Source organism: Lacrimispora amygdalina (assembly GCF_003432035.1).
In the GTDB taxonomy this organism is placed as follows: Bacteria; Bacillota; Clostridia; order Lachnospirales; family Lachnospiraceae; genus Lacrimispora; species Lacrimispora amygdalina.
Genome location: NZ_QOHO01000012.1, coordinates 1 through 24972, shown reverse-complemented (window position 1 = coordinate 24972; position 24972 = coordinate 1). Strand labels below are relative to the sequence as shown.

The 24972-nt window shown below is 40.6% G+C and carries 20 protein-coding genes; 11 read left to right on the top strand and 9 right to left on the bottom strand.

From position 1 onward, the window contains the following. Nucleotides 1-246 precede the first annotated feature (246 nt). The 4 genes from DS742_RS03260 to DS742_RS03245 all read right to left on the bottom strand — a co-directional run bounded on the left by DS742_RS03260 (nucleotide 247) and on the right by DS742_RS03245 (nucleotide 4925). Complete coding sequence (locus DS742_RS03260; RefSeq protein ID WP_117415600.1) at nucleotides 247-1521, bottom strand: diaminopimelate decarboxylase; 1275 nt, start codon at nucleotides 1519-1521, stop codon at nucleotides 247-249. Between the two features lie 143 nt (nucleotides 1522-1664). After that, complete coding sequence (gene pyk / locus DS742_RS03255) at nucleotides 1665-3101, bottom strand: pyruvate kinase (RefSeq protein ID WP_117415599.1); 1437 nt, start codon at nucleotides 3099-3101, stop codon at nucleotides 1665-1667. Between the two features lie 15 nt (nucleotides 3102-3116). After that, nucleotides 3117-3965 carry a DUF1751 domain-containing protein gene (locus DS742_RS03250; RefSeq protein WP_117415598.1) on the bottom strand — a complete coding sequence of 283 codons (849 nt, stop codon included), beginning with the start codon at nucleotides 3963-3965 and terminating at the stop codon, nucleotides 3117-3119. A gap of 18 nt (nucleotides 3966-3983) precedes the next feature. Beyond that, nucleotides 3984-4925: a magnesium transporter CorA family protein gene (locus DS742_RS03245; protein WP_117415597.1), complete on the bottom strand. Its 942-nt coding sequence runs from the start codon at nucleotides 4923-4925 to the stop codon at nucleotides 3984-3986. 250 nt (nucleotides 4926-5175) lie between these two features. Here DS742_RS03245 and DS742_RS03240 point away from each other — a divergent pair, with 250 nt between their 5' ends. After that, the gene (locus tag DS742_RS03240) at nucleotides 5176-9441 is read left to right on the top strand and encodes a 2-hydroxyacyl-CoA dehydratase (protein WP_117415596.1); all 4266 of its coding nucleotides are present in this window, start codon (nucleotides 5176-5178) and stop codon (nucleotides 9439-9441) included. 59 nt (nucleotides 9442-9500) lie between these two features. Here DS742_RS03240 and DS742_RS03235 read toward each other — a convergent pair whose 3' ends face one another. Together DS742_RS03235 and DS742_RS03230 are read right to left on the bottom strand one after the other, a co-directional pair. Continuing rightward, the gene (locus DS742_RS03235; protein ID WP_117415595.1) at nucleotides 9501-10364 is read right to left on the bottom strand and encodes a DUF6179 domain-containing protein; all 864 of its coding nucleotides are present in this window, start codon (nucleotides 10362-10364) and stop codon (nucleotides 9501-9503) included. Continuing rightward, the gene (locus DS742_RS03230) at nucleotides 10348-10809 is read right to left on the bottom strand and encodes a DUF6323 family protein (RefSeq protein WP_117415594.1); all 462 of its coding nucleotides are present in this window, start codon (nucleotides 10807-10809) and stop codon (nucleotides 10348-10350) included. Before DS742_RS03230 ends, DS742_RS03235 begins: the two co-directional genes overlap by 17 nt. A 394-nt stretch (nucleotides 10810-11203) precedes the next feature. On the opposite strand from DS742_RS03230, the gene DS742_RS03225 reads away from it, so the two are divergent. The 9 genes from DS742_RS03225 to DS742_RS03185 all read left to right on the top strand — a co-directional run bounded on the left by DS742_RS03225 (nucleotide 11204) and on the right by DS742_RS03185 (nucleotide 19429). After that, entirely contained in the window at nucleotides 11204-12367 is a 1164-nt protein-coding gene (locus DS742_RS03225) for a glycosyltransferase (RefSeq protein WP_117415593.1), read from the top strand. Beyond that, nucleotides 12364-13359, top strand: coding sequence for an NAD-dependent epimerase/dehydratase family protein (locus DS742_RS03220; protein WP_117415592.1), 996 nt, complete (start codon nucleotides 12364-12366; stop codon nucleotides 13357-13359). Before DS742_RS03225 ends, DS742_RS03220 begins: the two co-directional genes overlap by 4 nt. Beyond that, complete coding sequence (locus tag DS742_RS03215) at nucleotides 13322-14116, top strand: MBL fold metallo-hydrolase (RefSeq protein ID WP_170313348.1); 795 nt, start codon at nucleotides 13322-13324, stop codon at nucleotides 14114-14116. Before DS742_RS03220 ends, DS742_RS03215 begins: the two co-directional genes overlap by 38 nt. Further along, nucleotides 14103-15395, top strand: a complete 1293-nt coding sequence (locus DS742_RS03210; RefSeq protein ID WP_170313347.1) for a F390 synthetase-related protein — start codon at nucleotides 14103-14105, stop codon at nucleotides 15393-15395. Before DS742_RS03215 ends, DS742_RS03210 begins: the two co-directional genes overlap by 14 nt. Next, nucleotides 15392-16324, top strand: a complete 933-nt coding sequence (locus DS742_RS03205) for a 3-oxoacyl-[acyl-carrier-protein] synthase III C-terminal domain-containing protein (RefSeq protein ID WP_117415589.1) — start codon at nucleotides 15392-15394, stop codon at nucleotides 16322-16324. The genes DS742_RS03210 and DS742_RS03205 overlap by 4 nt, the downstream gene beginning before the upstream one ends. A 150-nt stretch (nucleotides 16325-16474) precedes the next feature. Then, entirely contained in the window at nucleotides 16475-17302 is an 828-nt protein-coding gene (locus DS742_RS03200) for a transporter substrate-binding domain-containing protein (RefSeq protein WP_117415588.1), read from the top strand. A gap of 122 nt (nucleotides 17303-17424) precedes the next feature. Beyond that, complete coding sequence (locus tag DS742_RS03195) at nucleotides 17425-18093, top strand: amino acid ABC transporter permease (RefSeq protein ID WP_117415587.1); 669 nt, start codon at nucleotides 17425-17427, stop codon at nucleotides 18091-18093. A gap of 64 nt (nucleotides 18094-18157) precedes the next feature. Further along, entirely contained in the window at nucleotides 18158-18823 is a 666-nt protein-coding gene (locus tag DS742_RS03190) for an amino acid ABC transporter ATP-binding protein (protein WP_117415720.1), read from the top strand. 21 nt (nucleotides 18824-18844) lie between these two features. Beyond that, nucleotides 18845-19429, top strand: a complete 585-nt coding sequence (locus tag DS742_RS03185) for a cytidylate kinase-like family protein (RefSeq protein ID WP_117415586.1) — start codon at nucleotides 18845-18847, stop codon at nucleotides 19427-19429. 71 nt (nucleotides 19430-19500) lie between these two features. Here the strand turns inward: DS742_RS03185 and DS742_RS03180 are convergent, their stop codons facing one another. Genes DS742_RS03180 through gnd form a run of 3 tightly spaced genes read right to left on the bottom strand, consistent with a single transcriptional unit; the run spans nucleotide 19501 to nucleotide 23087 of the window. Then, nucleotides 19501-20142, bottom strand: a complete 642-nt coding sequence (locus DS742_RS03180; RefSeq protein WP_117415585.1) for a cyclase family protein — start codon at nucleotides 20140-20142, stop codon at nucleotides 19501-19503. Nucleotides 20143-20152: 10 nt separating this feature from the next. Beyond that, complete coding sequence (gene zwf, locus DS742_RS03175; RefSeq protein ID WP_205692729.1) at nucleotides 20153-21655, bottom strand: glucose-6-phosphate dehydrogenase; 1503 nt, start codon at nucleotides 21653-21655, stop codon at nucleotides 20153-20155. Nucleotides 21656-21683: 28 nt separating this feature from the next. Then, nucleotides 21684-23087, bottom strand: coding sequence for an NADP-dependent phosphogluconate dehydrogenase (gnd, locus tag DS742_RS03170; RefSeq protein WP_117415584.1), 1404 nt, complete (start codon nucleotides 23085-23087; stop codon nucleotides 21684-21686). Between the two features lie 242 nt (nucleotides 23088-23329). Here gnd and DS742_RS03165 point away from each other — a divergent pair, with 242 nt between their 5' ends. Beyond that, nucleotides 23330-24688, top strand: coding sequence for a CapA family protein (locus tag DS742_RS03165; protein ID WP_117415583.1), 1359 nt, complete (start codon nucleotides 23330-23332; stop codon nucleotides 24686-24688). Nucleotides 24689-24972: the final 284 nt, after the last annotated feature.

Below are 24972 nucleotides of genomic sequence, written 5' to 3'. Positions count from 1 at the left end.
TCATTAAAGTTAAGAAAATCTTCATAATCTATTCAAACAATATACAAACTTTTCCAGAACTGGTGTGATATACTTAACACATAAGAAATGCACAACGTAACAATTATCCTTTCACCCTTTTTGAAAATCCGAAAATCCTAAGAAAAATCCCTGTGTCTGTGACATGGGGATTTTTCTGTATTACGGAATAAAATCCCGTTCTCAGATATCTGAAAACGGGACCTCATCCTCTTTTATTTCATACTATTATTCGTATTTCACATTCTTAAGCACATCAAAGCAGTCAAATGTTGCAAAATAATCCCTGGGAGTCTCTGCCCTGCGGATCAGCTCCACAGATCCATCCGCTTTCAGCAGCAGCTCTGCAGACTTTAATTTTCCATTGTAATTATATCCCATGGCATACCCATGAGCGCCTGTATCATGGATAAAAAGCAGGTCTCCTCTGGTAATCTCCGGCAGCATGCGGTCAATGGCAAACTTGTCATTGTTCTCACAAAGAGATCCCACCACATCATACTTATGGCTGCAGGGGGCGTCCTCTTTTCCCATAACCGTTATGTGATGGTAAGCACCGTACATGGCAGGTCTCATAAGATTTACCGCACAGGCATCTACTCCCACATATTCCTTATGGGTGTGTTTTTCATGAATTGCCCTGGTTACCAGTGCGCCGTAAGGTCCTAACATAAAGCGTCCAAGCTCTGTATAGATTGCCACGTCTCCCATGCCTTCCGGAATCAGCACTTCTTCAAATACCTTTCTTACTCCCTCGCCTATGGCCAGAATGTCATTGGGTTCCTGACCGGGATGATAAGGGATTCCGATTCCTCCGGAAAGATTGATAAACGTAACCTCTGCTCCTGTTTCCTTCTTTAACTTTACTGCAAGTTCAAATAGCACTTTTGCAAGAAGAGGATAATACTCCGTAGTCACCGTGTTGCTTGCAAGGAACGCATGAATTCCGAATTTCTTCGCCCCCCTGCTTTTTAAAATACGAAATGCCTCAAAGATCTGTTCTGTTGTCATACCATACTTGGCATCTCCGGGATTGTCCATAATATCATTGCTGATCTTAAAAATTCCGCCCGGATTGTAACGGCAGCTGATGGTTTCCGGAATATGTCCAATGGCTTTTTCAAGAAAATCAATATGGGTGATATCATCCAGATTGATGATGCCTCCGATCCGGTCTGCAAACTGAAATTCCTCTGCAGGCGTGTCATTGGATGAAAACATGATGTCGGAACCGGAAAATCCAATGGCTTCAGACATCATAAGCTCCGTCATAGAGGAACAGTCCGCTCCGCATCCAAACTCTTTTAATATATTTAAAATAAACGGGTTGGGAGTTGCCTTCACCGCAAAATATTCCCGGTATCCCTTATTCCAGGCAAACGCGTCTTTTAATTTCTGCGCATTCTCCCTGATGCCCTTTTCATCGTATAAATGAAAGGGAGTTGGATATTCTTTCACAATTTCTTCTAATTGCTCTCTGGTTACAAATGGTCTTTTCTCCATCGTTTTCCTCTCCTCTCATAACGTTACCATATGCAGAAAAGAGCCCTCTCCGGCACATCTGCTGGTAAGCTACATTGTACCGGGGATAGACTCTTTTGTCTACACTTTTTTGTATAAATATTCAGAAATACTGTAAAAAACCATTAATCTACAGTTACAACACGCATGATATTGGTATGTGCTGCAGGCTCATGCTTTCTTGCAGGGCTCACAACACCTGCGGTTACAACCACAATGTCATCTTCCTTAATAATCTCTTTTGATTTTAACAGTTCCAGTGAGGAATAGATTAAAACGTCAGTAGACTCGGCACGTCTTGCCTGAACCGGTACGACTCCCCAGTAAAGCTGCATCTGGCGAAGAGCTGACGCACTGGGAGATAAACCGATAATTAAGTTTTCAGGTCTCCACTTGGATAAAAGTCTTGTGGTAAAACCGGTAATACTTGGGGCAACTATCACCTTTGCGCCTAAATCATGAGCGGTGGATACAGAAGAGTAGCACACTGCATTGGATACATTCTGCTTATTGACTGCTGATACCTTACGCTCTCTGTATCCGGTATAATCTAAGTGCTTCTCTGTCTCCTCAACGATGGAAGCCATCATGGAAAGTGCCTCTACCGGATATTTTCCCATAGCGGTTTCGCCGGAAAGCATAACTGCATCGGTTCCGTCATAAACTGCATTGGCTACGTCAGTTACTTCTGCTCTGGTCGGACGCGGATTGCGGATCATGGAATCCAGCATCTGGGTTGCAGTAATAACCGGTTTGCAGGCTTCATTGCATTTTTCTATAATGCTCTTCTGGATAAACGGAACTTCCTGTGCAGGAATTTCAACTCCCATGTCACCGCGTGCTACCATGATTCCATCGCTGACTTCAATGATTTCATCCAGGTTTTCAATTCCTTCCGCATTCTCAATCTTTGCAATAACTGCAATATCAGAACCATGCTCTGCCAGAATATCCTTGATTTCACGCACAGCATCTGCCGTACGTACAAAGGAAGCAGCAATAAAGTCAAAGCCCTGTTCGATACCAAAACGGATATCTGCTTTGTCCTTATCGGTAAGAGCCGGAAGTTTTATCTTAACATTGGGAACGTTCACTCCCTTTCTCTCACCCAGTTCGCCGCCGTTTACAATTCTGCAGATGATTTCGCAGCCCTTAACGTCTAAGACCTCAAGTTCAATCAGACCATCATCAATCAGAATGCGGTTTCCGGCAGTCACATCATCATTCAATCCGTCGTAATTGATATGACCTTTCGTCTCATCTCCGACAATCTCTTCTGTTGTGAGAACATAGGTATCGCCTTCTTTTAAGGTTACCTTTTTACCATCTTTTAAAAGCCCGGTACGAATCTCCGGTCCTTTTGTATCGAGAAGAGCTGCGATCGGAAGACCTAATTCCTCACGAATACTCTTTAACATATCAAGACGTGCTTTCTGTTCCTCATAATCACCATGTGAGAAGTTAAATCTGGCAATATCCATTCCGTGCTCAGCAAGTGCTTTCATCAGTGCGCGGTCATTTGTGTTTGGTCCCATCGTGCAAATAATTTTGGTTCTCTTCATTATTATCCTCCGTAGCTAGTTGGTCGTATCACCGGTTGTGGGGTTGTCCGATGTTACATGTTTATGTGTATACAAATGCTCGGAACAGTACTCAAGACTGCCTTCACATTTTGAACAATACCGGAATTCCAGGTTCGGAGAATCTTTTTCGGTCCGTCCGCAGACGGCGCACTTATGATGGGTTCCTCCCTGGGGCATTATTTTCATCTGACGGTGAAAATTCTGCTTTCTTTTTATTTCCCTCGGATTAATCCGGTTTAAATCCCGGGTCAGAAGGAAAAACACAAAAAAGTTAATCAGCGACATGACAATCGTAACCCTGGTTGCCATATTTCCCATAATAAACTCATAGAGGAAATAGATTCCATTAAACATTGCCATCCATTTGGCCTTAATGGGAATCACAAAAAACAGAAGAAATTCCAGGTCGGGGAATGTCGCAGCAAAAGCAAAAAACAGAGAATAATTTAAAAATTCCGTTGTCAGATAAATTCTCTGTCTGAAAAAGATGTAAACAACCAAAGCGGCTGCCACATGACCAATTACTCCCATAAAGAAGTATACGTTAAACCGGAAGGCCCCCCAGATTCTCTCTAAATTAACTCCCAGCATATAATAAAGATACATGCCGATCAGACTTCCGAAAAGACTTCCACCGCCCGGCGGATAAATGATAAAGGTAACAACTCTCCAAACCTGACCGCTTAGAATCTTTTGTGCATCGAGAGCTAAATACTGCAAATAAAATTCCGGCGCGAAAAGCTGTAAAAACAGTCCGGTTCCATACATGCCGATGATATAGTACATGAGATTCGGAATGGCATATTTTCTGAATCTGCGTTCCAGATTATAAAAAAATTTCATGCGTTCAACCTTCCTAAGCTAAAACAAATCCTTTTTGGAAAAAATCCAGGCAACACTCAATGTAAGTATCAATGTAAGACCCAAAACAATCCAGAAACCATATGGGCTGTCCGCAAACGGCACACCGGCAGGATTCACATTCATGCCATAAAAGCTTGCAACCATAGTCGGTATGGACATAACAATGGTAATCGTTGCCAGAAATTTCATAACAATATTTAAGTTGTTGGAAATAACGGAAGCAAATGCATCCATGGTTCCGCTTAGTATTCCGCTGTAGATATTGGCCATCTCAATCGCCTGTTTATTCTCAACAATGACATCCTCAAGAAGTTCCGTATCCTCCGGATATTTCTTGATCTTCTCATTCCTCATGAGCTTTTCCAGCACCACTTCATTGGAACGTAAGGATGTGGTAAAATACACCAGACTCTTTTCCAGTTCCAAAAGCTCAATCAGCTCCCGGTTCTTGGTGGACTTATGAAGTTTCTCTTCTACAACAGCACTTTTTTTATCAATTACTCTTAAATACTGTAAGTATAACGATGCGTTCTTATAAAGAATCTGGAGAATAAAACGGGTCTTCATATAAGTGTGAAAATCCCTGACTCTTCCATCCATAAAGGCGTTTAACACCGTGGTTTCTTCCAGGCACACCGTTATGATCGCTTCATCAGTGGTAATGATTCCCATAGGTATTGTCACATACCAGTCTTTTCCGCCCCTTTCCTCAATGGTAGGGACGTCAACAAGAATCAATGTGTAATTATTCTCTGTCTCAATACGGGAACGCTCTTCCTCATCAAGAGGAGCCCTTAAATCATCCGGATCGATACGGTAGGTATCAGCGATTTCCAGTATCTCCGTAGCTGTAGGATTGGTTAGTGCTATCCAGCACCCCGGAGAAAGCTCATCCTTTTGATGAATCAGGCCGTCTTCTGTTTTATAAATCTGAATCATGGCTTTTCCCCCTTCTACGGACTTTTCTGCATACTTTGGCGGACTTTGACTTATACATTATAATTTCCCAAATCATTTTTGTCAAACGAAAAGCCACCTCAATTTGTGAACTTACACAAATTTTACTAAGTTTAACATATTTTTAGCATGCCCAGACAATTGTTTTATTTCTTATTTTATGTTAAACTGATGTCCGGTGAGTCAGCAACTTACTTTTACGTAAAAGGAGGCAGGGGTTAACCCCGCACATATGAATACATACAATACTTTAGGAATCGATATCGGTTCCACTACCGTAAAGATTGCTATTTTAGACAAAGATGAGCAGCTATTGTTCGCTGATTACGAGCGGCATTTTGCAAACATACAGGAAACACTTGCAGGCCTTCTAAAGAAGGCCTACGATCAGTTAGGGCCCATGGATCTTCTCCCGGCCATAACCGGATCCGGCGGTCTTACACTGTCCAGACATTTAAAAACCCCGTTCATACAGGAAGTGGTGGCAGTAGCCGCCTCCCTTAAGGATTATGCCCCGCAGACCGACGTAGCAATCGAGCTGGGGGGAGAAGATGCTAAAATTATTTATTTTACCGGCGGCATTGACCAGAGAATGAACGGAATCTGTGCCGGAGGCACCGGTTCCTTTATCGATCAGATGGCCGCACTGTTGCAGACGGATGCCAAAGGTCTTGATGAATATGCTGCGAACTACAAGGCCATCTATCCAATCGCTGCACGATGCGGCGTATTTGCCAAAACGGATATTCAGCCTCTTATTAATGAGGGAGCTACCAGAGAGGATCTGGCAGCATCTATTTTTCAGGCAGTGGTAAACCAGACTATAAGCGGCCTGGCATGCGGTAAGCCCATCAGAGGCAACGTGGCGTTCTTAGGAGGCCCCCTTCACTTTCTTCCTGAACTGCGGGGAGCCTTTATCCGCACTTTAAATCTTACAGGAGACGCGATTATTGCTCCCGATCATTCCCATCTCTTTGCTGCCATCGGCGCTGCCATGAGCACTGAAGGAAAGACTGATGCAAAAATCTCTCTTGAAGATATGATTTCCCGATTGTCAAATGGTATTCAGATGGATTTTGAAGTGAAACGAATGGAACCATTGTTTGCCGGTCAGGAAGATTACGATAGATTTATCAGCCGCCACAACAGTCACTGCGTGAAAAAGAGCGAGTTATCCGCCTATCACGGCAAGTGCTTTTTGGGAATTGATGCAGGTTCCACCACCACAAAGGTTGCAGTGGTTGGAGAAGACGGAACCCTGCTTTACAGCTTTTACAGCAGCAACAACGGATCCCCGCTGTCAACTGCCGTCCGCGCCATGAAAGAAATAAAGGAACAGATGACGTCAGACAGCCAGATAGTCTGGTCCTGCTCAACCGGATACGGAGAGGCTTTATTAAAGGCTGCTTTTCTTCTTGACGAGGGAGAAGTTGAGACTATTTCCCACTACTATGCGGCAGCATTTTTTGAGCCGGACGTGGATTGTATTTTAGATATCGGCGGACAGGATATGAAGTGCATTCGGATTAAGAATAACACGGTAGACAGCGTCCAGTTAAATGAGGCCTGTTCTTCCGGATGCGGCTCCTTTATTGAAACTTTTGCCAATTCCTTAAACTATAAAGTGGAGGATTTTGCAACCGAGGCACTGTTTGCCAAAAACCCCACAGACTTAGGAACCAGATGTACTGTTTTTATGAATTCCAATGTGAAACAGGCTCAGAAAGAAGGGGCTGAAGTTTCTGATATTTCAGCCGGACTTGCGTATTCGGTTATTAAAAACGCATTATTTAAGGTAATTAAAATAACAAGCGCCTCCGATCTGGGAAAACATGTGGTGGTTCAGGGCGGTACATTTTATAACAACGCAGTACTCCGCAGTTTTGAAAAAATCTCCGGCTGTGAGGCTGTAAGGCCCGACATCGCCGGAATTATGGGAGCATTCGGAGCTGCCTTAATTGCAAGAGAGCGTTATGACGGGACTGAAAAAACCTCCATGCTGGATCTTGACAAGATTCTGGCTCTCCACTACGAAACTTCAATGAGCCGGTGCAGGGGCTGCACCAACAACTGCGTCCTTACCATAAACCGGTTTGACGGTGGACGCCAGTTTATCTCCGGAAACCGCTGTGAGCGGGGACTTGGGAAGGAAAAAACAAGGAGGGAGATCCCCAACCTGTTCGATTATAAAAACCACCGTATGTTTGATTATGAGCCGTTAAGTGCGGATCTTGCCACACGGGGAGTTATCGGAATACCCAGGGTTTTAAACCTGTATGAGAATTACCCCTTCTGGGCAGTATTTTTCCATACGTTAAAGTTCAGGACCATACTGTCCCCCCAGTCCACCAGAAAGATCTATGAACTGGGAATTGAGTCCATCCCCAGTGAATCAGAATGTTATCCGGCGAAAATCGCCCATGGTCATGTGGAATGGCTGATTAAGCAGGGAATCAAAACCATTTTTTATCCCTGCATACCATACGAGAGGAACGAAAGTCCGGATGCGGGCAATCACTTTAACTGCCCCATTGTCACCTCCTACGCGGAAAACATTAAAAATAACGTAGAAGGAATTAAAACAGAATCGGTCCGTTTCTTAAATCCATTTATGGCTTTTACCAATGAAGAAGTATTAACCAGACGCTTAACGGAATTCTTTACCAGGGAATTTGGCATCCCTGCATCGGAAGTTGCTGACGCTTCCCATAGGGCCTGGCTGGAACTCATGGCATCCCGTACGGATATGGAGAAAAAAGGGGAGGAAACCTTACAGTGGTTAAAGGAGAATAACAGGCACGGCATCGTACTGGCCGGCAGGCCTTATCACGTTGACCCGGAAATCAATCACGGAATTCCGGAACTGATTACCTCCTATGGATTTGCAGTGCTGACTGAGGATTCCATCTCTCATCTTGCTGACATTGAACGGCCGCTGGTGGTAACGGACCAGTGGATGTATCATACCCGGCTTTACCGGGCTGCCAGCCTGGTGAAAAAAGAAGACAACTTAGACTTAATACAGCTTAATTCCTTTGGCTGTGGTCTGGATGCCGTTACCACGGATCAGGTTAATGATATCCTGACCGGTTCCGGTAAAATTTATACGGTATTAAAAATAGACGAAGTAAATAACTTAGGTGCTGCAAGAATCCGTGTCCGTTCACTTATCGCAGCCCTAAAGGTCCGTGACAAGCGGCATTTTGAGCATAAAGTGGTCTCCAGCGCTTATAACAGAGTCGTGTTTACCAGGGAGATGAAAAAAGAATATACCATTCTTTGCCCTCAGATGTCTCCTCTGCATTTTGACCTTTTACAGCCCGCGATCCGGGCATTCGGCTACCGCGTTGAGGTTCTGCAGAATGATAACCGTTCTGCCATTGATACAGGCTTAAAATACGTAAATAACGATGCCTGCTACCCCTCCCTCATCGTAGTCGGCCAGATCATGGAAGCACTTCTTTCCGGCAAATATGATTTAGACCGGACTGCCGTGTTTATGAGCCAGACCGGAGGCGGCTGCCGTGCTTCCAACTATATCGGATTTATCCGAAGAGCGCTTGATAAGTCAGGCATGAGCCAGGTACCTGTAATTTCAGTCAATGCGGGCAATATGGAGTCCAATCCCGGCTTTACCATCTCACTGCCGCTGCTGACGAAAGCGATGCAGGCAGTGGTATACGGAGATGTGTTTATGAGAGTGCTGTATGCCACACGGCCATACGAAAAAATACCTGGTTCAGCTAACTCCCTTCATGAAAAATGGAAAGAGCGCTGTATTGTATCCCTGTCAAAGAAGTCCGCTGATATGATGGAGTTCTCACGTAACATTAAGGGCATCATCAGAGATTTTGACAATCTGCCAAGAACCTCCGTGAAAAAGCCAAAGGTTGGTATCGTGGGTGAGATTCTGGTGAAGTTTTCTCCTCTTGCCAATAACCGGATTGTAGAACTGCTGGAGGCAGAAGGTGCAGAGGCCGTTATGCCGGATTTAATGGACTTTTTACTGTACTGCTTTTATAACACAAACTTTAAGGCAGATTTTCTGGGAGGGAAAAAATCCACTGCATTTCTGTCTAATATGGGAATTTCCCTTTTGGAATTCTTCCGCAAGACTGCCAAACGGGAGCTGGAAAAGAGTAAGAACTTTACTGCTCCGGCTCATATCGGAAACCTTGCTGATATGGCTGACGGCTTTGTCTCCATCGGCAATCAGACCGGAGAGGGCTGGTTTTTAACCGGAGAGATGCTGGAACTGATCCATACCGGCACCAATAATATTGTGTGCACCCAGCCTTTTGGCTGCCTCCCCAATCATATTGTGGGAAAAGGCGTGATCAAGGAGTTAAGAAAAGCATATCCTGATTCCAACATCATTGCTGTGGATTATGATCCGGGTGCCAGTGAGGTAAATCAGTTAAACCGTATTAAGCTCATGCTTTCAACTGCACAGAAGAATCTTTTAAAAGAACAGAATTCTGCTCACGGACATGAATAATGCTCCGTTTATGTAAAAAATATACCGGAAGCCTTCCTAAAGGGCATTCCGGTATATTTTTAACTGTGTTCCACTGCCAGTACTGTCTGAAGGCAGTGATAGTTTCGTGCGTGCTTTAATTCAAAGCTGTAATTTCTCATATCCTCTTTTAAATAATTTCCCAGTTCTTTATTACCCTCATATGCAAAGTCCATCAGTTCATCCACGTATCTCTTTAAATGCTCCTCTAAATCCTCTCTTGTGTTTCCACTGATAAAATTCTCAAGACGTGTCATTTCCTCCTGGGAATATCCAATTAAATCAATGGGTTTTCCTGCTATCCGGCAGCCTATTATATTTCTTAACACAATGGATGCCAGATTCATAATCAGTTCTTCATAATCACCGGAATAGGCATTCAGCACATATCGGATATACTCTTCAGGCAGTTTTCCCAAAAACTTCTGTTCCATATATGCGCAGTTTACATAAACTTCCATAAGATCAGCTCCACACCGGGATTCTAACGGAACCAGCACCGGATAATCCAGCGTTAATATATGGTTCACAGGATCAAAACGCGGATCGTAATACAGGAAAAATCCAGGTAAGCCTTTTTGAAAGGTATCATAACAGCACCGGTTACCATAATGCCGAAACTCCTTCATCATGAGGTTATAATTCTGCCTGATTTCAGCAACCTTATTTAGGAGTATTTCATAACCCTGCCTGTAGACCGTATCTGCAGACAGGGAAGAATGTGCTGCAACAAGTCCCTCATCGCCGGCCCCTGCTTTCTCATATACTTCAATACAATAAATTACGGCTCCCATCAGCTGACGGGCCTTTTCATAAGTAACTGACGTACTTTCATTCCCTGTATAGCGTGCTGCCAGCTTTGCCACAACAGGCATAAGTTCCTCTTTGCTATATCTCATCATCATCTTCTTCCCTGCTGTCATGCAGACCAAATCTGGACTTCCGGGCAAATACCTCCAAAGAGGTATCTTCCAGATAATCCACAGACCCCTGACAGGGACCGTCAAACTGCTCTTTCATGAATTCAATCAGTTCATCGTCGGGTATTTCGTCCAGAGTTTCATTTTTATACAAATAAAATATCTCCTGAAGACGCCCCAGGGTATCCGTATAGTTATCCTGATAAATATACGGCGAATCACAGAAGGCAAAGATAAGCTTCGGCAGAATCCCTTCACCAAATTCCACCCTCTCCTGTTTTTTTAAAATATTTTTTCTTTCGGTTAAAAGCAGTGCTGCATCTTCCTCTGACAGCTTAAGACCAAACTGTCCGGTATATTCATTTGCAGCATTTAATTTTGCCAGTGATGCCCTGTCATCTCCCGGTAACAGCCATTTATCATGATCCATAATCGTACTCCTTTCTGATAAATTCACAGTTTACGCCTGTCGCAGGGGAATTACAAGACTTGAAAAAAAGTTGTTTTTGTGGTATTATATTACCATCAGATAAAGCAATTATTCTTATTTTTTCGGGAATTTCATTTTCATCATATAGCTGCTGTCGTGGCTGCTCACTTCCTCTCCAATTTATCCATCATTGATTTTATTTTATTAACTGCCATTTTTGTGTGACATCCCTCTCCTCTTTCACTTGATAAGTTTATTATGAGCAGAAAATCTTAATGGCTTCTAAATGGCTTAATTACATTTGATCATTTTATCACCAAATCTACATATTTTTTATATCTTTCTCTCAGACAATCTGATAAGATAATAAAAAGTAAAGAGACAGGTGGATGGTATGAATTTATTAATTATTATAATCAGCTTGCATTTGCTGCTATATATCGTGCGATTTATGATGGCAAAGAGCTACTATTACAGTCAGCAGATAACAGGAACCTTAAAAGAGAACGGGGATGAGTTTTCTGTAATTCAGCCAATTGTATCAGGTGATTGTAATCTGGAATATTGCCTGAAGACAAATGTTAAAAATGGAGGAAAAGCAAATTTTATCTGGATCGTAGATGAAAACGATCAGGAAGCCGGCAGAATTGTTAAAAATATAAAAGAAGAAACAGGGAAAGATATAAAAATTATCACTGCAAAAGATATACCCAAAGAAAAAAACGAAAAAGTATTTAAACAAAAGTTAGCACTTTCTTATGCAAGAGAATTTTTTATTGCAGCAGATGATGATGTGATTCTTTCATTTAACCAGCTTTATAAATTAAAAGATAAGCTTAACAGGCAGGATTGTGTGATTACTGGACTGCCGTATTACCGTATGGGATATGATTTCTTGACAAATTTAGTTGTGGGATTTGTTAATGGGAATACCTTATTAACGTATCTGGTAATAGCAGGTCTGGGTGCTGTAGGCAGTTTAAATGGCATGTTTTATATGGCTAAAAAAGATACGTTTATTCATTTAAATATTTTTGAAAAAATTGAGGACAAACTATCAGATGAGTATGAAATAGCAAAAATATTGCGTAATAAGAATATTCAAATTATTCAGAGCACATGCCCCTGTTCTGTTGGAACCACTATTGAGAACTTCAGTCATTACATGAATCTGATGAGACGATGGATGGTATTTGCCAATGTATATATGGCAGAAAAACTCCAGTTATCCACATTGTTAACAATTGTAGTACCAACTGCTTTACCCTTACTTATTTTCATATATACATTAATAATCAGGAATTTCAGGATTCTTCCAATTATTTTTGGTATTCAGGTGCTGATTGCTTTTCTAAATTATTATCAGCGGCGCCAATACTTCAAAATAAAGGAACCTTTAAAAATAATACTATTTGAAATAATAAGTGCTTATTTACAGCCCCTCCATTATATAAATAGCCTGATTAAGCCTGGAATGGTCATTTGGAGAAACAATAAGGTCATGATAAATAAAGATGGTTCGGTCAGATATGAAAAAGTTGGAGGAACATCATTATGAGAGTTTGCGTTACAGGCGCCACTGGATTTTTAGGAAAGTATGTTGTGGAATTATTGACAGAAAAAGGCTATACAGTAACTGCATTTGGAAGAAATGCAGTTAAGGGAGCCGAACTTGAAAATGATAACGTAACATTTATTAAGGGAAACTTAGAAAGCCTGCGTGATGTTTTATCTGCGGTAAGGGGCTGCGAATATGTAGTCCATGCAGGCGCCTTATCTTCTGCCTGGGGGTATGAAAAGGACTTTTATAATGCAAATGTGAAAGGGACGCAACATGTATTAAACGCATGTGAAAGATATAAAGTAAAGCGATTAGTCTTTATTTCTTCCCCCAGCATTTATACAAGAAATAAAGACCAGCATTTTATTAAAGAAACCCAGGTTGCCTGGAATAGTGAGTTGAATTATTATATTCAGACGAAAATTCTTGCAGAAAGAGCTATCAGTGATTTTAAGACCAGTACCTTTGAAAAAGTTATAATCCGCCCACGGGGACTGTTTGGTATAGGTGATACAAGTATTATTCCCAGATTAATGCGTGCAAATAAAGTAATAGGTATTCCTGTCTTTAATAACGGAGATAACCTCGTAGATATTACTTACGTTGAAAACGCTGCTCATAGTATTTGGCTGGCCATGACTGTAAACGGTATTGACGGTGCCGTTTATAACATAACCAATGATGAGCCTATGGCTTTCAAAAAAATTCTATCGATATTTTTAAAAGAACTTGGACAAAATCCAAGGTTTCTAAAATTAAATTATTCTGCTATGTCTAAAATAGTAGGGATCATTGAATGGTTCTACAAAATAATGAAGATAAAAAGAGAACCGGTTTTTACGAGGTATACATTAATGACTTTGGGTTTTAGCCAGACCTTAAATATAGAAAAGGCCAAAAATGAACTGGAATATAAACCGGTTTATACCATTGAGGAAGGTATTAAAAAGTATGCAAAATGGTATCGAGAGCAAAATTACAAGCATTAAGTTCTACAACTGCGGATATTGTATGAATGATTTAAAGCGGATGTATAAAGAGATAAAAAAGCATAAAAAAGTGATCTTTCGGGCCAGGGTCATGCTAATAGACCATAAGACATACGGTAAGATTCTTGTAGATACAGGTTATAGTCATAGAATATACGAAAATGGACTTACTTCCAAGCTATATCATTTGATTAATCCAACTTATTATACAAAAAAAGACCATATTTTATATCAGTTAAGGAAAGACGGCATTAAACCAGGTGATTTATCCATGATTATTTTAACACATCTTCATCCAGACCATATCGGCGGACTTCATGATATAAAAAATACCTTAATAATCATGAGCGATAAATGCAGAAAAAAAATAACTGGTGCCAGATACAAAGAACTGGTATTTCCAAATCAAATTGGAAAATGTATGGAAAATCAAATTATGTCAGTAAGTGTTAATAATAAATCCCCTTTAAAGGGCTTTAAAGGCAAGGATCTTTTTGGAGATGGTTCTGTCTGGCTTATGGAGTTAGAAGGCCATGCGTATGGACAGATCGGTATATATATTCCGGAAAAAAAGCTTTTTTATGTAGCTGATGCTGTATGGGGAACAGATTTTTTAAAATACAGACTGCGTATGATACCAAGACTTATTCAGAATGATTATATGGCCTACGTACAGACGGTAAAAAAATTAACAGCTTTAAAGGGAGTTTCAATTATTTCCGCCCATGGAGAAGAGGTATATAATGACGCACAATAAGTTTAGGATCATTTTTAGTTACTTAAAATACAGAAATTCAAAAAAATTCAGAAGCCGGGAAGCAATTCATAAATATCAAAAAAAGGAGATAAAAAATTTATTAAAGCATATTAAAAAATATTCTCTGTATTACAGAACTATACTGAAAGATAATGATAATCTGTTTTCTTTACCCATAATAAATAAGTCCGTCATGATGGAGAATTTTGATGAGCTGGTGTGTGTAGATATAAAAAAAGAAGAAGCCTTAAAGTTTGCGGTATCTGCTGAAAAGGGCAGAAACTTTAATAATAAGTTAAATGGTCTTACTGTAGGGTTATCCTCTGGAACTTCAGGACATCAGGGGATTTTTATTGCAAGCCAGAAAGAAGCTGATATATGGACAGGTGCAATTTTAGGCCGATTTTTACCCTATACCATAGGTAAGCAGGAAATTGCTTTTTTCTTAAGGGCAAACAGTACACTGTACGAAAATGTGAAAACAAGAAAAATTAGCTTTACCTATTATGATATTTATAAACCATTGGAACAACATATCCATAATCTAAACCAGTCAAATACCAGTATACTAATTGCCCCTCCATCGGTACTAATTCTGTTAGCTGAAGCTGTACAGGAAGGTAAGCTTCATATGAATTTAAAAAAAGTCATATCTGTTGCCGAGGTTCTGGAAAAAACGGATGAGGAATACTTTAAAAGTGTATTTGGGCAAAATGTCATCCATCAGGTATATCAATGCACCGAAGGCTTTTTGGGTTTCACTTGTGAATATGGTACGTTGCATATTAATGAAGATATTGTATTCATAGAAGAAGAAAAAATAGATGAAAACCGTTTTATTCCTGTTATTACTGATTTTACAAGAAGATCCCAGCCGATTGTAAGATACCGTTTAAATGATGTTTTATTGCATAAAAAAGAAAAGTGTCCTTGCGGAAGTCATTTTATGGCTCTTGAGAAGATTGAAGGCCGTGAAGATGATGTATTTATTTTTGAAAATAAGAATGGCAATGATACGAAAGTATTTTCTGATATTATCAGCCGTTGTATCTTATATGTCAATGGTATAAAGCAATATCAGGTAATACAGGAAAATAAAAAGGCTATAAGGATTTTATTAGAATATGAAAAGAATATCGATCAGCAATCAGTACAAAAACAAATTAAGACAGAGTTTTCAAATACATTATCACGATTAGGCTGCATGGATATAGACATGACATTTGATAGATATACACATACAACTGATAAAAAGTTAAAGAGGGTTATTAGATTATGAAGAATTTAAGAATTATCGGATATGGAAAAGACAAAGGAAATAAAATTATACGATTTGACAATAATATACGTCATAGAATGGATGACACACAAAGTCATTACACAATGTCGGTCAATGCTGTTGAAAAGGCGCTTCTGTCTGCAGAATGTGCTATAGATGATATGGATTTAATTGTTTATGCAAGTGCTGTCGGTTATCAGCCTATTCCCTGTTCAGCAGCACTTATCTTAGATAAACTCGAACCTTCAGGGCCAATTCCCTGTATGGACATTAATACAACCTGTACCAGCTTCATTACAGCGCTTGATACAATCTCTTACATGGTACATGAAGGACGGTATAACAGAGTATTGATCCTGTCGGCGGAAACAGCTTCCCTTGGTATTAATCCGGAACAAAAGGAGAGCTATGAATTATTTAGTGATGGGGCGGCTGCAGTTATTGTTGAAAAAGACGAAAGCGCTGAATCAGGAGTAATGTTTGGTGTTTGGAAGACATGGACCCAGGGTGTCCATGACACAGAAATACGGGGAGGACTCAGCAGTCTTCACCCAAGGCACTATACGGAAGAAAATAAAAATGAATATTTATTTGATATGAACGGACCTAAGGTATTGAGACTGGTTGCTAAAAAAATCCCGGAGTTTGTAGAACAATTGGAAAAAGAAAGTGGTATGTCTTTAGGAGATATAGATTTGATCATCCCTCATCAGGCAAGCCGTGCGTTGCCTTTAATTATGGAAAAGTTAGGTATTAAGGAAGGGAAATATATGAATCATGTTGAAGATTATGGAAATATGATTGCCGCTTCTATTCCTTACATGTTATGTTTAGCCTTAGAAGAGAAAAGAATCAAAAAAGGAAATACCATTCTTCTGTTCGGAACAGCAGCCGGAATGACAATCAGCGGATTAATTATGAGAATATAGGCAGTTGATACTTAATGGTAAAATATGGATAATAGCCAGACGAGCGTTTACAAATTGACAACATAAATGGTATTATATATAATATCCTTTATAGTGTTATGATGTAAACTGTTACTGTTTTAAATTATGAAATAATTGAGGAGATTAATTATGAAAAAATTTTTAGCTTTAGTTTTATGTACAATTTTGACTGGTGGCGTATTATTAACAGGCTGCGGTTCCCCTGAGAAGAAGGATACTGCAAAAGAAACATCTGTAAAAGCAGATGAAACAACAAAGACTTCTGACGGCTCAGCAAATGACAAAATATGGATTATTGCTACCGATACTGTTTTCAAACCATTTGAATATACCAATGAAAAGAACGAATTTGTAGGAATTGATGTTGATTTGCTTGCTGCTATTGCAGAAGACCAGGGATTTAAGTATGAATTACAGAGCCTTGGCTGGGATGCAGCAGTTGCTGCTGTTCAGTCCGGTCAGGCAGATGGTCTTATTGCAGGTGCCACAATTAAACAGGAACGTATTGATTCCGGGTGGATTTTTTCTGAAGGATATTATAATGCCTCCCAGACATTTGTAGTAGGTGAAGGAAGTGACATTAAGAGCTTTGAAGATCTTAAGGGTAAGAATGTTGCAGTTAAAAACGGTACTGCTGGTGCTGATTTTGCAAACAGCCTGAAAGAAAAGTATGGTTTTACAGTAACTGTCTTTGATGATTCACCAACTATGTATCAGGATGTAATACTTGGTAACAGTGCGGCATGTGTGGAAGATTCACCAATTATGAAAGCTTCCATTAAAGAAGGCGGACTTAAGCTTATGATTCCTGAAGGAATGGAAAGTGAAGGTGCTCCTTACGGATTTGCAATTATGAATAAAGATAAGCAGGAATTACTGGATAAGTTCAATGCAGGGCTTGCTAATATTAAAGCAAATGGAAAATATGACGAAATTATCAATAAGTATTTAAAATAGTTATAATTTCGGGGAACTTTACAAAAGGATAGGAAAGTTGATTACGAACGTGAGAGACTGTAACAGGAATCTCACGTTCTTGTTATCATCCTTTGTTTAATAAAGAATACGGAGGTTAAGTTATGATTACGATCATTCAAACGTATGGTCCTATGCTCCTGCAGGCATTGGGGAAAACGTTACTGCTTACGTTGTTATCGTTGGTTTTCGCCATGATAATCGGTCTGGTTTTTTCATTGATGAATGTTGGGAAAAATCGCATTTTTAATTTTATTGGTATCGCATATGTTGATGGGGTTCGTGGTGTTCCGCTTATTGTTCTGGCCTATTTCATATATTTTGGCGTACCAACCGGAATAAAAATGATGGGAATACAGGATTTCAGATTAACAGCTCTTCAGGCAGGTACGATTGCTCTGGCCATGAACTGCGGCGCTTATATGGCTGAGATTATCCGGGCAGGTATTGAAAGTGTAGATAAAGGACAGATGGAAGCCAGCCGGAGTCTTGGTTTAAACTATGCAAAAAGTATGCGGCTGGTGGTGCTTCCCCAGGCAGTCCGTACAATGATTCCGTCTATCATCAATCAGTTCATCATTACTTTAAAAGACACCTCTATTCTTTCTGTCATTGGATTCCCGGAACTTACTAATATGGGTAAAACAATCAGTGGAAATACATTTAAGAGTCTGGAAACCTGGGCAATTGTAGGCATTATGTATATGGTTGTAATTATTACTCTCAGTAAAGTTGCAAAAAGAGTTGAAAGGAGGGTCAACCGTGGAAGATAGAAAGATTAAAATTCATGTTGAGAATTTAAAGAAAAATTTCGGAGCATTAGAAGTTCTGAAAGACATGAGTATTGATATTTTTGAAGGAGAGGTCGTGGTTTTATTAGGGCCTTCCGGAAGCGGTAAATCTACGTTTCTACGGTGCTTAAATCAGCTTGAGGCGGCCACGGCCGGCAGCATCACCGTGGATGGAAAGAATATTACAGACAAACATACCGATATAAATAAAGTACGTGAGAATATTGGCATGGTATTCCAGCACTTCAATCTTTTTCCTCATAAAACTGTTTTAGAGAATATCATGCTTGCTCCGGTGGAACTAAAGCTTATGACTAAGACAGAGGCGAAAGAAAAGGGCATGCAATTATTAAACCGTGTCGGATTGGATGCGAAAGCAGATGCGTACCCCTCCCAGCTTTCAGGAGGACAGAAGCAGCGTATCGCAATTGCAAGATCACTGGCCATGAATCCTGATATTATGCTTTTTGATGAACCCACCTCAGCACTGGACCCTGAAATGGTGGGGGAAGTTCTGGCTGTTATGAAAGAGCTTGCAGCGGAAGGTATGACCATGGTTGTTGTCACACATGAAATAGGTTTTGCAAAAGAAGTTGCGGACAGAATTGTATTTATGGACGATGGTTATATTGTAGAACAGGGGACCGCCCAGGAAGTTATTATGAACCCGCAAGAACCCAGAACCATTGATTTTCTAAATAAAGTGTTATAGTCTGTTTTGAAGGAGTAATCTATGAAAAAGATTATTACAATCAGTCGTGAGTTTGGAGCTGGCGGAGGAGAAATCGGAAGAAAAGTAGCCAGTATTATGAAGTATGAATTTTACGATAAAGAGTTAATTCTGAAAGCGGCAAGAGAATCTAACGTAGATGTTGAAAGCTTGCTGAAATGGGATGAACAGGTACCCATCAACTTCGGATTTGCACAAAGCCTCTTTGATTTTTACAATAAGCCGCTGAGCGAAAAGCTTTTTAATGCCCAGAGTCATATTATCAAAAAAGTTGCTGAAAAAGGAAACTGCGTAATCGTTGGCCGAAACGCAAATACCATATTAAAGGAATATGATTATACTTTACACGTATTTGTTCACGCAGATTCTCACTGGCGCTTAAAGCGCATGAAGGATAAAATGCCTGATGCGACTGAAGCTAAAATTAAAGAACAGATATCCATCATTGATAAAATGAGAAGAAAAAATTGTGCATATTATACCAATACAGAATTTGGCGGGGCAGATTATTATGATATCAGTTTCAATACATCGAAATTAGGAATTGATGCCTGTGTAGAGACGATCTGTAATTTAGCAAAACAGTAAATGGGAAAATTTTTATAGAGAAAGGGTGTAAATTATTCTGTTTTCCGGAATAATTTACACCTTTCCTGCAATTAATTATTAAAATCCATTAAAACCGCTCTTACAGGTGCTGCTTCTGCACCTTCAATATTAACCGGTAATGCAAACAGCAGATATTCACCTTCCTCAATCTCTTTCAGGCGTAAGCCTTCCAGAATATGAATTCCTTTTTCCATTAACTGAAGGTGGGTTTCATGGCTTGGCTGGGCACGTTCAATGCCAAGAGCATCGATTCCGACTCCCTTAATTCTGTGATTTACCAAATACTCCGCACCGGATTGCTCCAGATAGATAAAATCACCTTCCAAAACCTTTTCGTAGGAATTTCTTGTCTTTAAAAGAATAAAATCCCCATCGGCAATGTCCTTGCTGCTAAGATCCTTCGCTGTTATTTTGTTCTTTACAGAAGTTAAATCAAGCACCTTACATTTCGTGATCAGTTCCTTAAAATCTAATGTCTCAATGGTATTTCCTTCAGGTATCATATGGAGCGTCCGGTCTAAATGAGTGCCGGTATGCAGATTCATTTCAAGTTTACTTTCATACACGGTTCCGGAAGCAAAGTCACTGACTGGTTTAAGAAGAGGACGTTTTTCTTCCTTTCCTTTGTAAACCGGCATGTCATGATTGATTAACATGGATATATCGTATAGTTTGTCATAATTTATTTTCATAAGTTCCTCCTTAAATATTCCACCATTTTCGTCCGTCCTTAGCCAGAAGCTCAAAAGAAGCATCCGGTCCCATGGACCCCGCAGCATAATTGGGAAAATGTATTTTTGCCTGTTCTCTGTATTGAATCAACTGGTCTGCCACCATCCATGCGGACTCAACCTCATCCCATCTGGAGAAAAGGGAAGCATCTCCCCTGAGGATGTCATAAATGAGCCGTTCATAAGCTTCGGGGGTATTCCCCTGAATGGGATTATGGGTACTTGTATCCATTTTAGCCGGTATAATTCCACTATGTGCATGATAATCCTTTGTATTGAACTGAAAGTAGACACCTACATTTGGCTGAATGCGAAGGATCAAGAGGTTGGGTTCCTGAATATCCTTATCCTTAAAGTAAAGAATATTTGGCATGGTTTTAAATTGAACCACTATTTCAGCTGTTCCATTTGCAAGCCGTTTGCCGGTCCTGACATAGAACGGGGTACCTGCCCATCGAAAGTTATTGATATGAAGCTTTATGGCTGCAAAGGTTTCCGTGTCAGAATTGTCTGATACATTTTTCTCTTCCCGGTATGCCGGTACATCTTTTCCCTCAATTATACCCTTCCCATATTGTCCGAATATCACATTATTCTTTAGAAACTCCGGCGATATGTCTTCAATTGCTGCAAGAACTTTCTGCTTTTCTGAACGAATGGAATCCATCTGAAGATTAATTGGCGGCTCCATGGCAATCAGAGTCAGTATTTGAAAAATATGATTCTGTATCATATCCCTCATGGCACCGGACCGCTCATAATATCCGCCTCTTGAGCCAACCCCCAGTGTTTCTGTCAGGGATATCTGAATATTATCCACATACTTATTATTCCAGACTGCTTCAAAAACAGAGTTAGCAAAGCGAAGTACCATGATATTCTGAATCATTTCTTTACCCAGGTAATGATCGATTCGATAGATGCTGGTTTCCGGATATACCTCTAATATCTTATTGTTCAGATTTCTTGCCGTTGTTAGGTCTTTGCCAAAGGGTTTTTCTATAACAAGCCTGTTAAAATCCCTGGAACAGCATGACATATTACTGTTCTTAAGTCCTTGTACAATCGTTTCAAAATATTCTGGTGCAACAGCCAGATAAAAAACCCTGTTTCCATTTGTCTGAAATTTCTGATCCAGATCCTGCAAATAGCTGTTAAGCGCATGATATCCGTATATATCGGTAAAATCAAACGGATAATAATGGATCATGGCCTGTAATTGATTCCAGATTACATCATCCATTTTTTTTCTTGAGTACTTATTGACAGCTGTATAAATATCCCGCTTATATTCTTCCTGGGACATGCCCCTTCTCCCTATGGTTACAATGGCAAAATGTTCGGGGATCAATTTGTCCCGCACCAGATTATAGAAAGCCGGAATCAGTTTACGATGTGTCAGATCACCAGTACCGCCAAAAATCACAAAAATGGAGGATAAGTTATCATTGGCCAGATGTAATTCTTCTTTCATTTTAAACTCTCCTCTCCCACTTTTTTCCTTACTCTTCCCATTGTGTATGGAAGATGCCCTCTTTATCCTTACGCTCGTAGGTATGCGCCCCAAAGAAATCTCTCTGTGCCTGTAACAGATTTATTGGCAGTTCAGCTGAACGGTAACTGTCATAATATGCTAATGAACTTGAAAAACCCGGGACCGGGATACCATAGTTTATGGCTGTTGTTATCGTCTCTCTCCATTCCTTCTGGTAATTATTCAGGATACCGCTAAAATAATCTTCAAATAACAGGTTTTTCAGTTCAGGATTTTTTTCATAAGCCAGGGTAATCTGATTCAGAAACTGCGCTCTGATAATACAGCCCCCCCGGAAAATTTTTGCAATTTCACTATAGGATAAGTTCCAATGATACAGACTGGAGGCATTTTTTAATAATCCAAAGCCCTGTGCATAAGCGCAGATTTTACTTGCATACAGAGCCTTTCGTATTGATTCAATTAACTCTTCTGGTTTTTGTTTCAGGGTATCCGCCCCCCGAAGCAGCCTGTTTGCTGTTACTCGTTCCTCTTTCATGGCAGAAAGATATCTTTCATATACTGCTGCAGTAATCGTGGGCGTAGGTGCACCCAGATCAAGAGATATCTGCCCCGTCCATTTGCCCGTACCTTTCTGTCCTGCCACATCCAGTATCTTATCCACCAGATAACCCCCGCCCGGTTCATCCTTTTTCTGGAATATTTTTGCTGTAATAGCAATAAGATAACTGTTCAATTCTCCCTGATTCCACTGGTCAAAGATATCATGCAGCTGCTCCGGTGATAATCCCAGGACATGCTTCATAATGGAGTAAGCCTCGCTGATTAATTGCATATCCGCGTATTCTATTCCGTTGTGAACCATTTTTACAAAATGTCCCGCGCCGTTTTCACCAATATAAGTACTGCAGGCATCCTGCCCTACCTTAGCAGAGATTGCAGTCAAAACCGGTTCAAACCGGTCATAGGCTTCCCTGGCTCCTCCTGACATAATGGCAGGTCCTTTTCTGGCTCCTTCCTCTCCTCCGGAGATTCCGGTTCCAAGATAATAAAATCCCTTTTCCTCCAGTTCCTTACTTCTTCGCATGGTATCCAGATAATAGGAATTGCCTCCATCCATGAGGATATCTCCTTTATCCAGATAAGGAAGCAGCTTATGAATGGTATCATCTACTGCTTCACCGGCTTTCACCATCAATATTATTCTTCGGGGTGTATCAAGGGAGTTAGCAAATTCTTTCAGGGAGTTGAAACCCATGATGTCTTTATCCCCATACTCCTTGGATAATTCATTTGTTTTGTCTGGTGTCCTGTTATATACTGCTACTGAGTAACCGTGATCAGCAATGTTTAATGCAAGGTTCTTTCCCATTACTGCAAGACCGATTACCCCTATCTGCTGTTTTTTCATATATATCTCTCCTTTTTGTGTCAGTTAGTGGCTTCTTATTATGTTTTTTTATTATATATACAGTTGGTTTAATCTTCTGTAATTAAGTTACATAAGGAACAGGTCCAGGGAAATTTTCTAATACTTCTTGTCAAATACTCCTTTATCGTTTAACGTTATAAGGAGTAATGATTGTCATCGTTATAAATGTAAAAGAAAGGAAACGTGTGATATCTGGCTTCAAAATATCATAGAAAAAAAATATGAACAGGAATCGATTTTTTATTCTGACTGCCATCTTTATGCTGCTGACCGGTTGTACAAGATCTTCTTTCCTCCCTCTTCCTTCCACCTATGTGACCACACCGGACCGGGCTGCTTCGCCTTCCCAGACTTCCCCAGCCTCACAGGAATCAAAGGCGGAAACGAACAGGCTTCCGGAAGGTATCAGCGAAGATTTTATGGCTTTTATTAAATCCCAATATGGAACCAGTGTCTATGACAGACTCACAGCCTCTTTTCAACCGGACTCTGATGGCGGCGGACTATGGCATGAACTGACAGGAAGCTCCCTTTCTGTTTTAAAAGACCGCTATTCGGGCATTCTCAATTCGCCTGACACCGCACGCTCCCACCGGATCTGGCTGAAGGAATCTTCCGATCCCAACCAGGTGGTATTGTCCTTTGCAGGAGATATAAGCTTTGCCGACGGATACGCCAATATGTCTGCGTACCATACAAGAGGCGGCATTGATTCCTGCATTCTTCCCAATGTAAGGGCACGAATGGCTGCAGCAGATATTATGATGATTAACAACGAATTTTGTTACAGCAGGAGAGGAGCCCCTCTGACCGGAAAATCCTTCACCTTCCGTGCGGACCCTTCCATGGTTCAGAATTTAAATTCACTGTCAGCCGATCTGGTGTCTCTTGCTAATAATCATGTTTATGATTACGGACCGGAAGCTCTTTTGGATACACTTGACACATTATCCGGTGCAGGCATTCCATATGCAGGTGCGGGAAGAAACATTGAGGAGGCAAAAGAACCTGTTTATTTCATATCCGGCGGTATGAAAATTTCCTTTGTATGCGCCACACAGATAGAACGTTCCATACGTTTTACAAAGGAAGCCGGTACAGACAGTCCCGGGGTTTTAAGAACAGATAATCCTGATCTTTACTTGGCTGCTGTGGAAAAAGCCAAGTCAGACAGCGATTTTGTAGTGGCCTTTATTCATTGGGGAACGGAAGGCACCAATTACTTTGAGGAGGACCAGCAGCATCTCGCCCGTCAGCTCATTAACCATGGTGCAGGACTAGTCATTGGCTGCCATCCTCATGTTCTCCAGGGAATTGAATATTATCAGGGCGTTCCCATTGTATACAGCCTGGGTAATTTCTGGTTTAACAGCAGAACCATACCTACCGGTCTTATGGAGGCTGTAATTACTCCCAGTGGTCTTAATAAACTGCAGTTTATCCCCTGCATTCAGGAAAACTGCAGCACCGATCTGGTTGTTTCCCCTGATAAAAAGCAGAAAGCTTTCCAGTTTATGGAACAGCTCTCTTCCTCAATTACCATAGATACTGAGGGAATCATTCATCCGCTTCCAGAATAAGGCAAGATTACAATTCTATTAACAAATCGCCGTTTTCTTACGTATTCTTACGCCTTTTTAACTTTCCTTGACCTTGTACTTACTCCATGGTTTAAAGTCTCCCTATCAGCCGATGCGAGCTGAATATGCCCTCAAAAATGGGCGGGAGAGATGAACACCCTACGGGTATCCCTTTATGCCCAAAATTCATGGGCGGGAGAGATGAACACCCTACGGGTATCCCTTTATGCCCAAAATTCATGGGCGGGAGAGATGAAAGGAGAATTAGTGTGAAAGAAAGTAGA

Coding starts and splice junctions, on each gene's coding strand:
- DS742_RS03225 (WP_117415593.1), top strand. CDS start 11,204: ATGAATTTATTAATTATTATAATCAGCTTGCATTTGCTGCTATATATC.
- zwf (WP_205692729.1), bottom strand. CDS start 21,655: ATGAAAGAAGAATTACATCTGGCCAATGATAACTTATCCTCCATTTTT.
- DS742_RS03180 (WP_117415585.1), bottom strand. CDS start 20,142: ATGAAAATAAATTATGACAAACTATACGATATATCCATGTTAATCAAT.
- DS742_RS03220 (WP_117415592.1), top strand. CDS start 12,364: ATGAGAGTTTGCGTTACAGGCGCCACTGGATTTTTAGGAAAGTATGTT.
- pyk (WP_117415599.1), bottom strand. CDS start 3,101: ATGAAGAGAACCAAAATTATTTGCACGATGGGACCAAACACAAATGAC.
- DS742_RS03210 (WP_170313347.1), top strand. CDS start 14,103: ATGACGCACAATAAGTTTAGGATCATTTTTAGTTACTTAAAATACAGA.
- DS742_RS03245 (WP_117415597.1), bottom strand. CDS start 4,925: ATGATTCAGATTTATAAAACAGAAGACGGCCTGATTCATCAAAAGGAT.
- DS742_RS03215 (WP_170313348.1), top strand. CDS start 13,322: ATGCAAAATGGTATCGAGAGCAAAATTACAAGCATTAAGTTCTACAAC.
- DS742_RS03240 (WP_117415596.1), top strand. CDS start 5,176: ATGAATACATACAATACTTTAGGAATCGATATCGGTTCCACTACCGTA.
- DS742_RS03230 (WP_117415594.1), bottom strand. CDS start 10,809: ATGGATCATGATAAATGGCTGTTACCGGGAGATGACAGGGCATCACTG.
- DS742_RS03205 (WP_117415589.1), top strand. CDS start 15,392: ATGAAGAATTTAAGAATTATCGGATATGGAAAAGACAAAGGAAATAAA.
- DS742_RS03235 (WP_117415595.1), bottom strand. CDS start 10,364: ATGATGATGAGATATAGCAAAGAGGAACTTATGCCTGTTGTGGCAAAG.
- DS742_RS03260 (WP_117415600.1), bottom strand. CDS start 1,521: ATGGAGAAAAGACCATTTGTAACCAGAGAGCAATTAGAAGAAATTGTG.
- DS742_RS03185 (WP_117415586.1), top strand. CDS start 18,845: ATGAAAAAGATTATTACAATCAGTCGTGAGTTTGGAGCTGGCGGAGGA.
- DS742_RS03195 (WP_117415587.1), top strand. CDS start 17,425: ATGATTACGATCATTCAAACGTATGGTCCTATGCTCCTGCAGGCATTG.
- gnd (WP_117415584.1), bottom strand. CDS start 23,087: ATGAAAAAACAGCAGATAGGGGTAATCGGTCTTGCAGTAATGGGAAAG.
- DS742_RS03200 (WP_117415588.1), top strand. CDS start 16,475: ATGAAAAAATTTTTAGCTTTAGTTTTATGTACAATTTTGACTGGTGGC.
- DS742_RS03190 (WP_117415720.1), top strand. CDS start 18,158: ATGAGTATTGATATTTTTGAAGGAGAGGTCGTGGTTTTATTAGGGCCT.
- DS742_RS03165 (WP_117415583.1), top strand. CDS start 23,330: ATGAACAGGAATCGATTTTTTATTCTGACTGCCATCTTTATGCTGCTG.
- DS742_RS03250 (WP_117415598.1), bottom strand. CDS start 3,965: ATGAAATTTTTTTATAATCTGGAACGCAGATTCAGAAAATATGCCATT.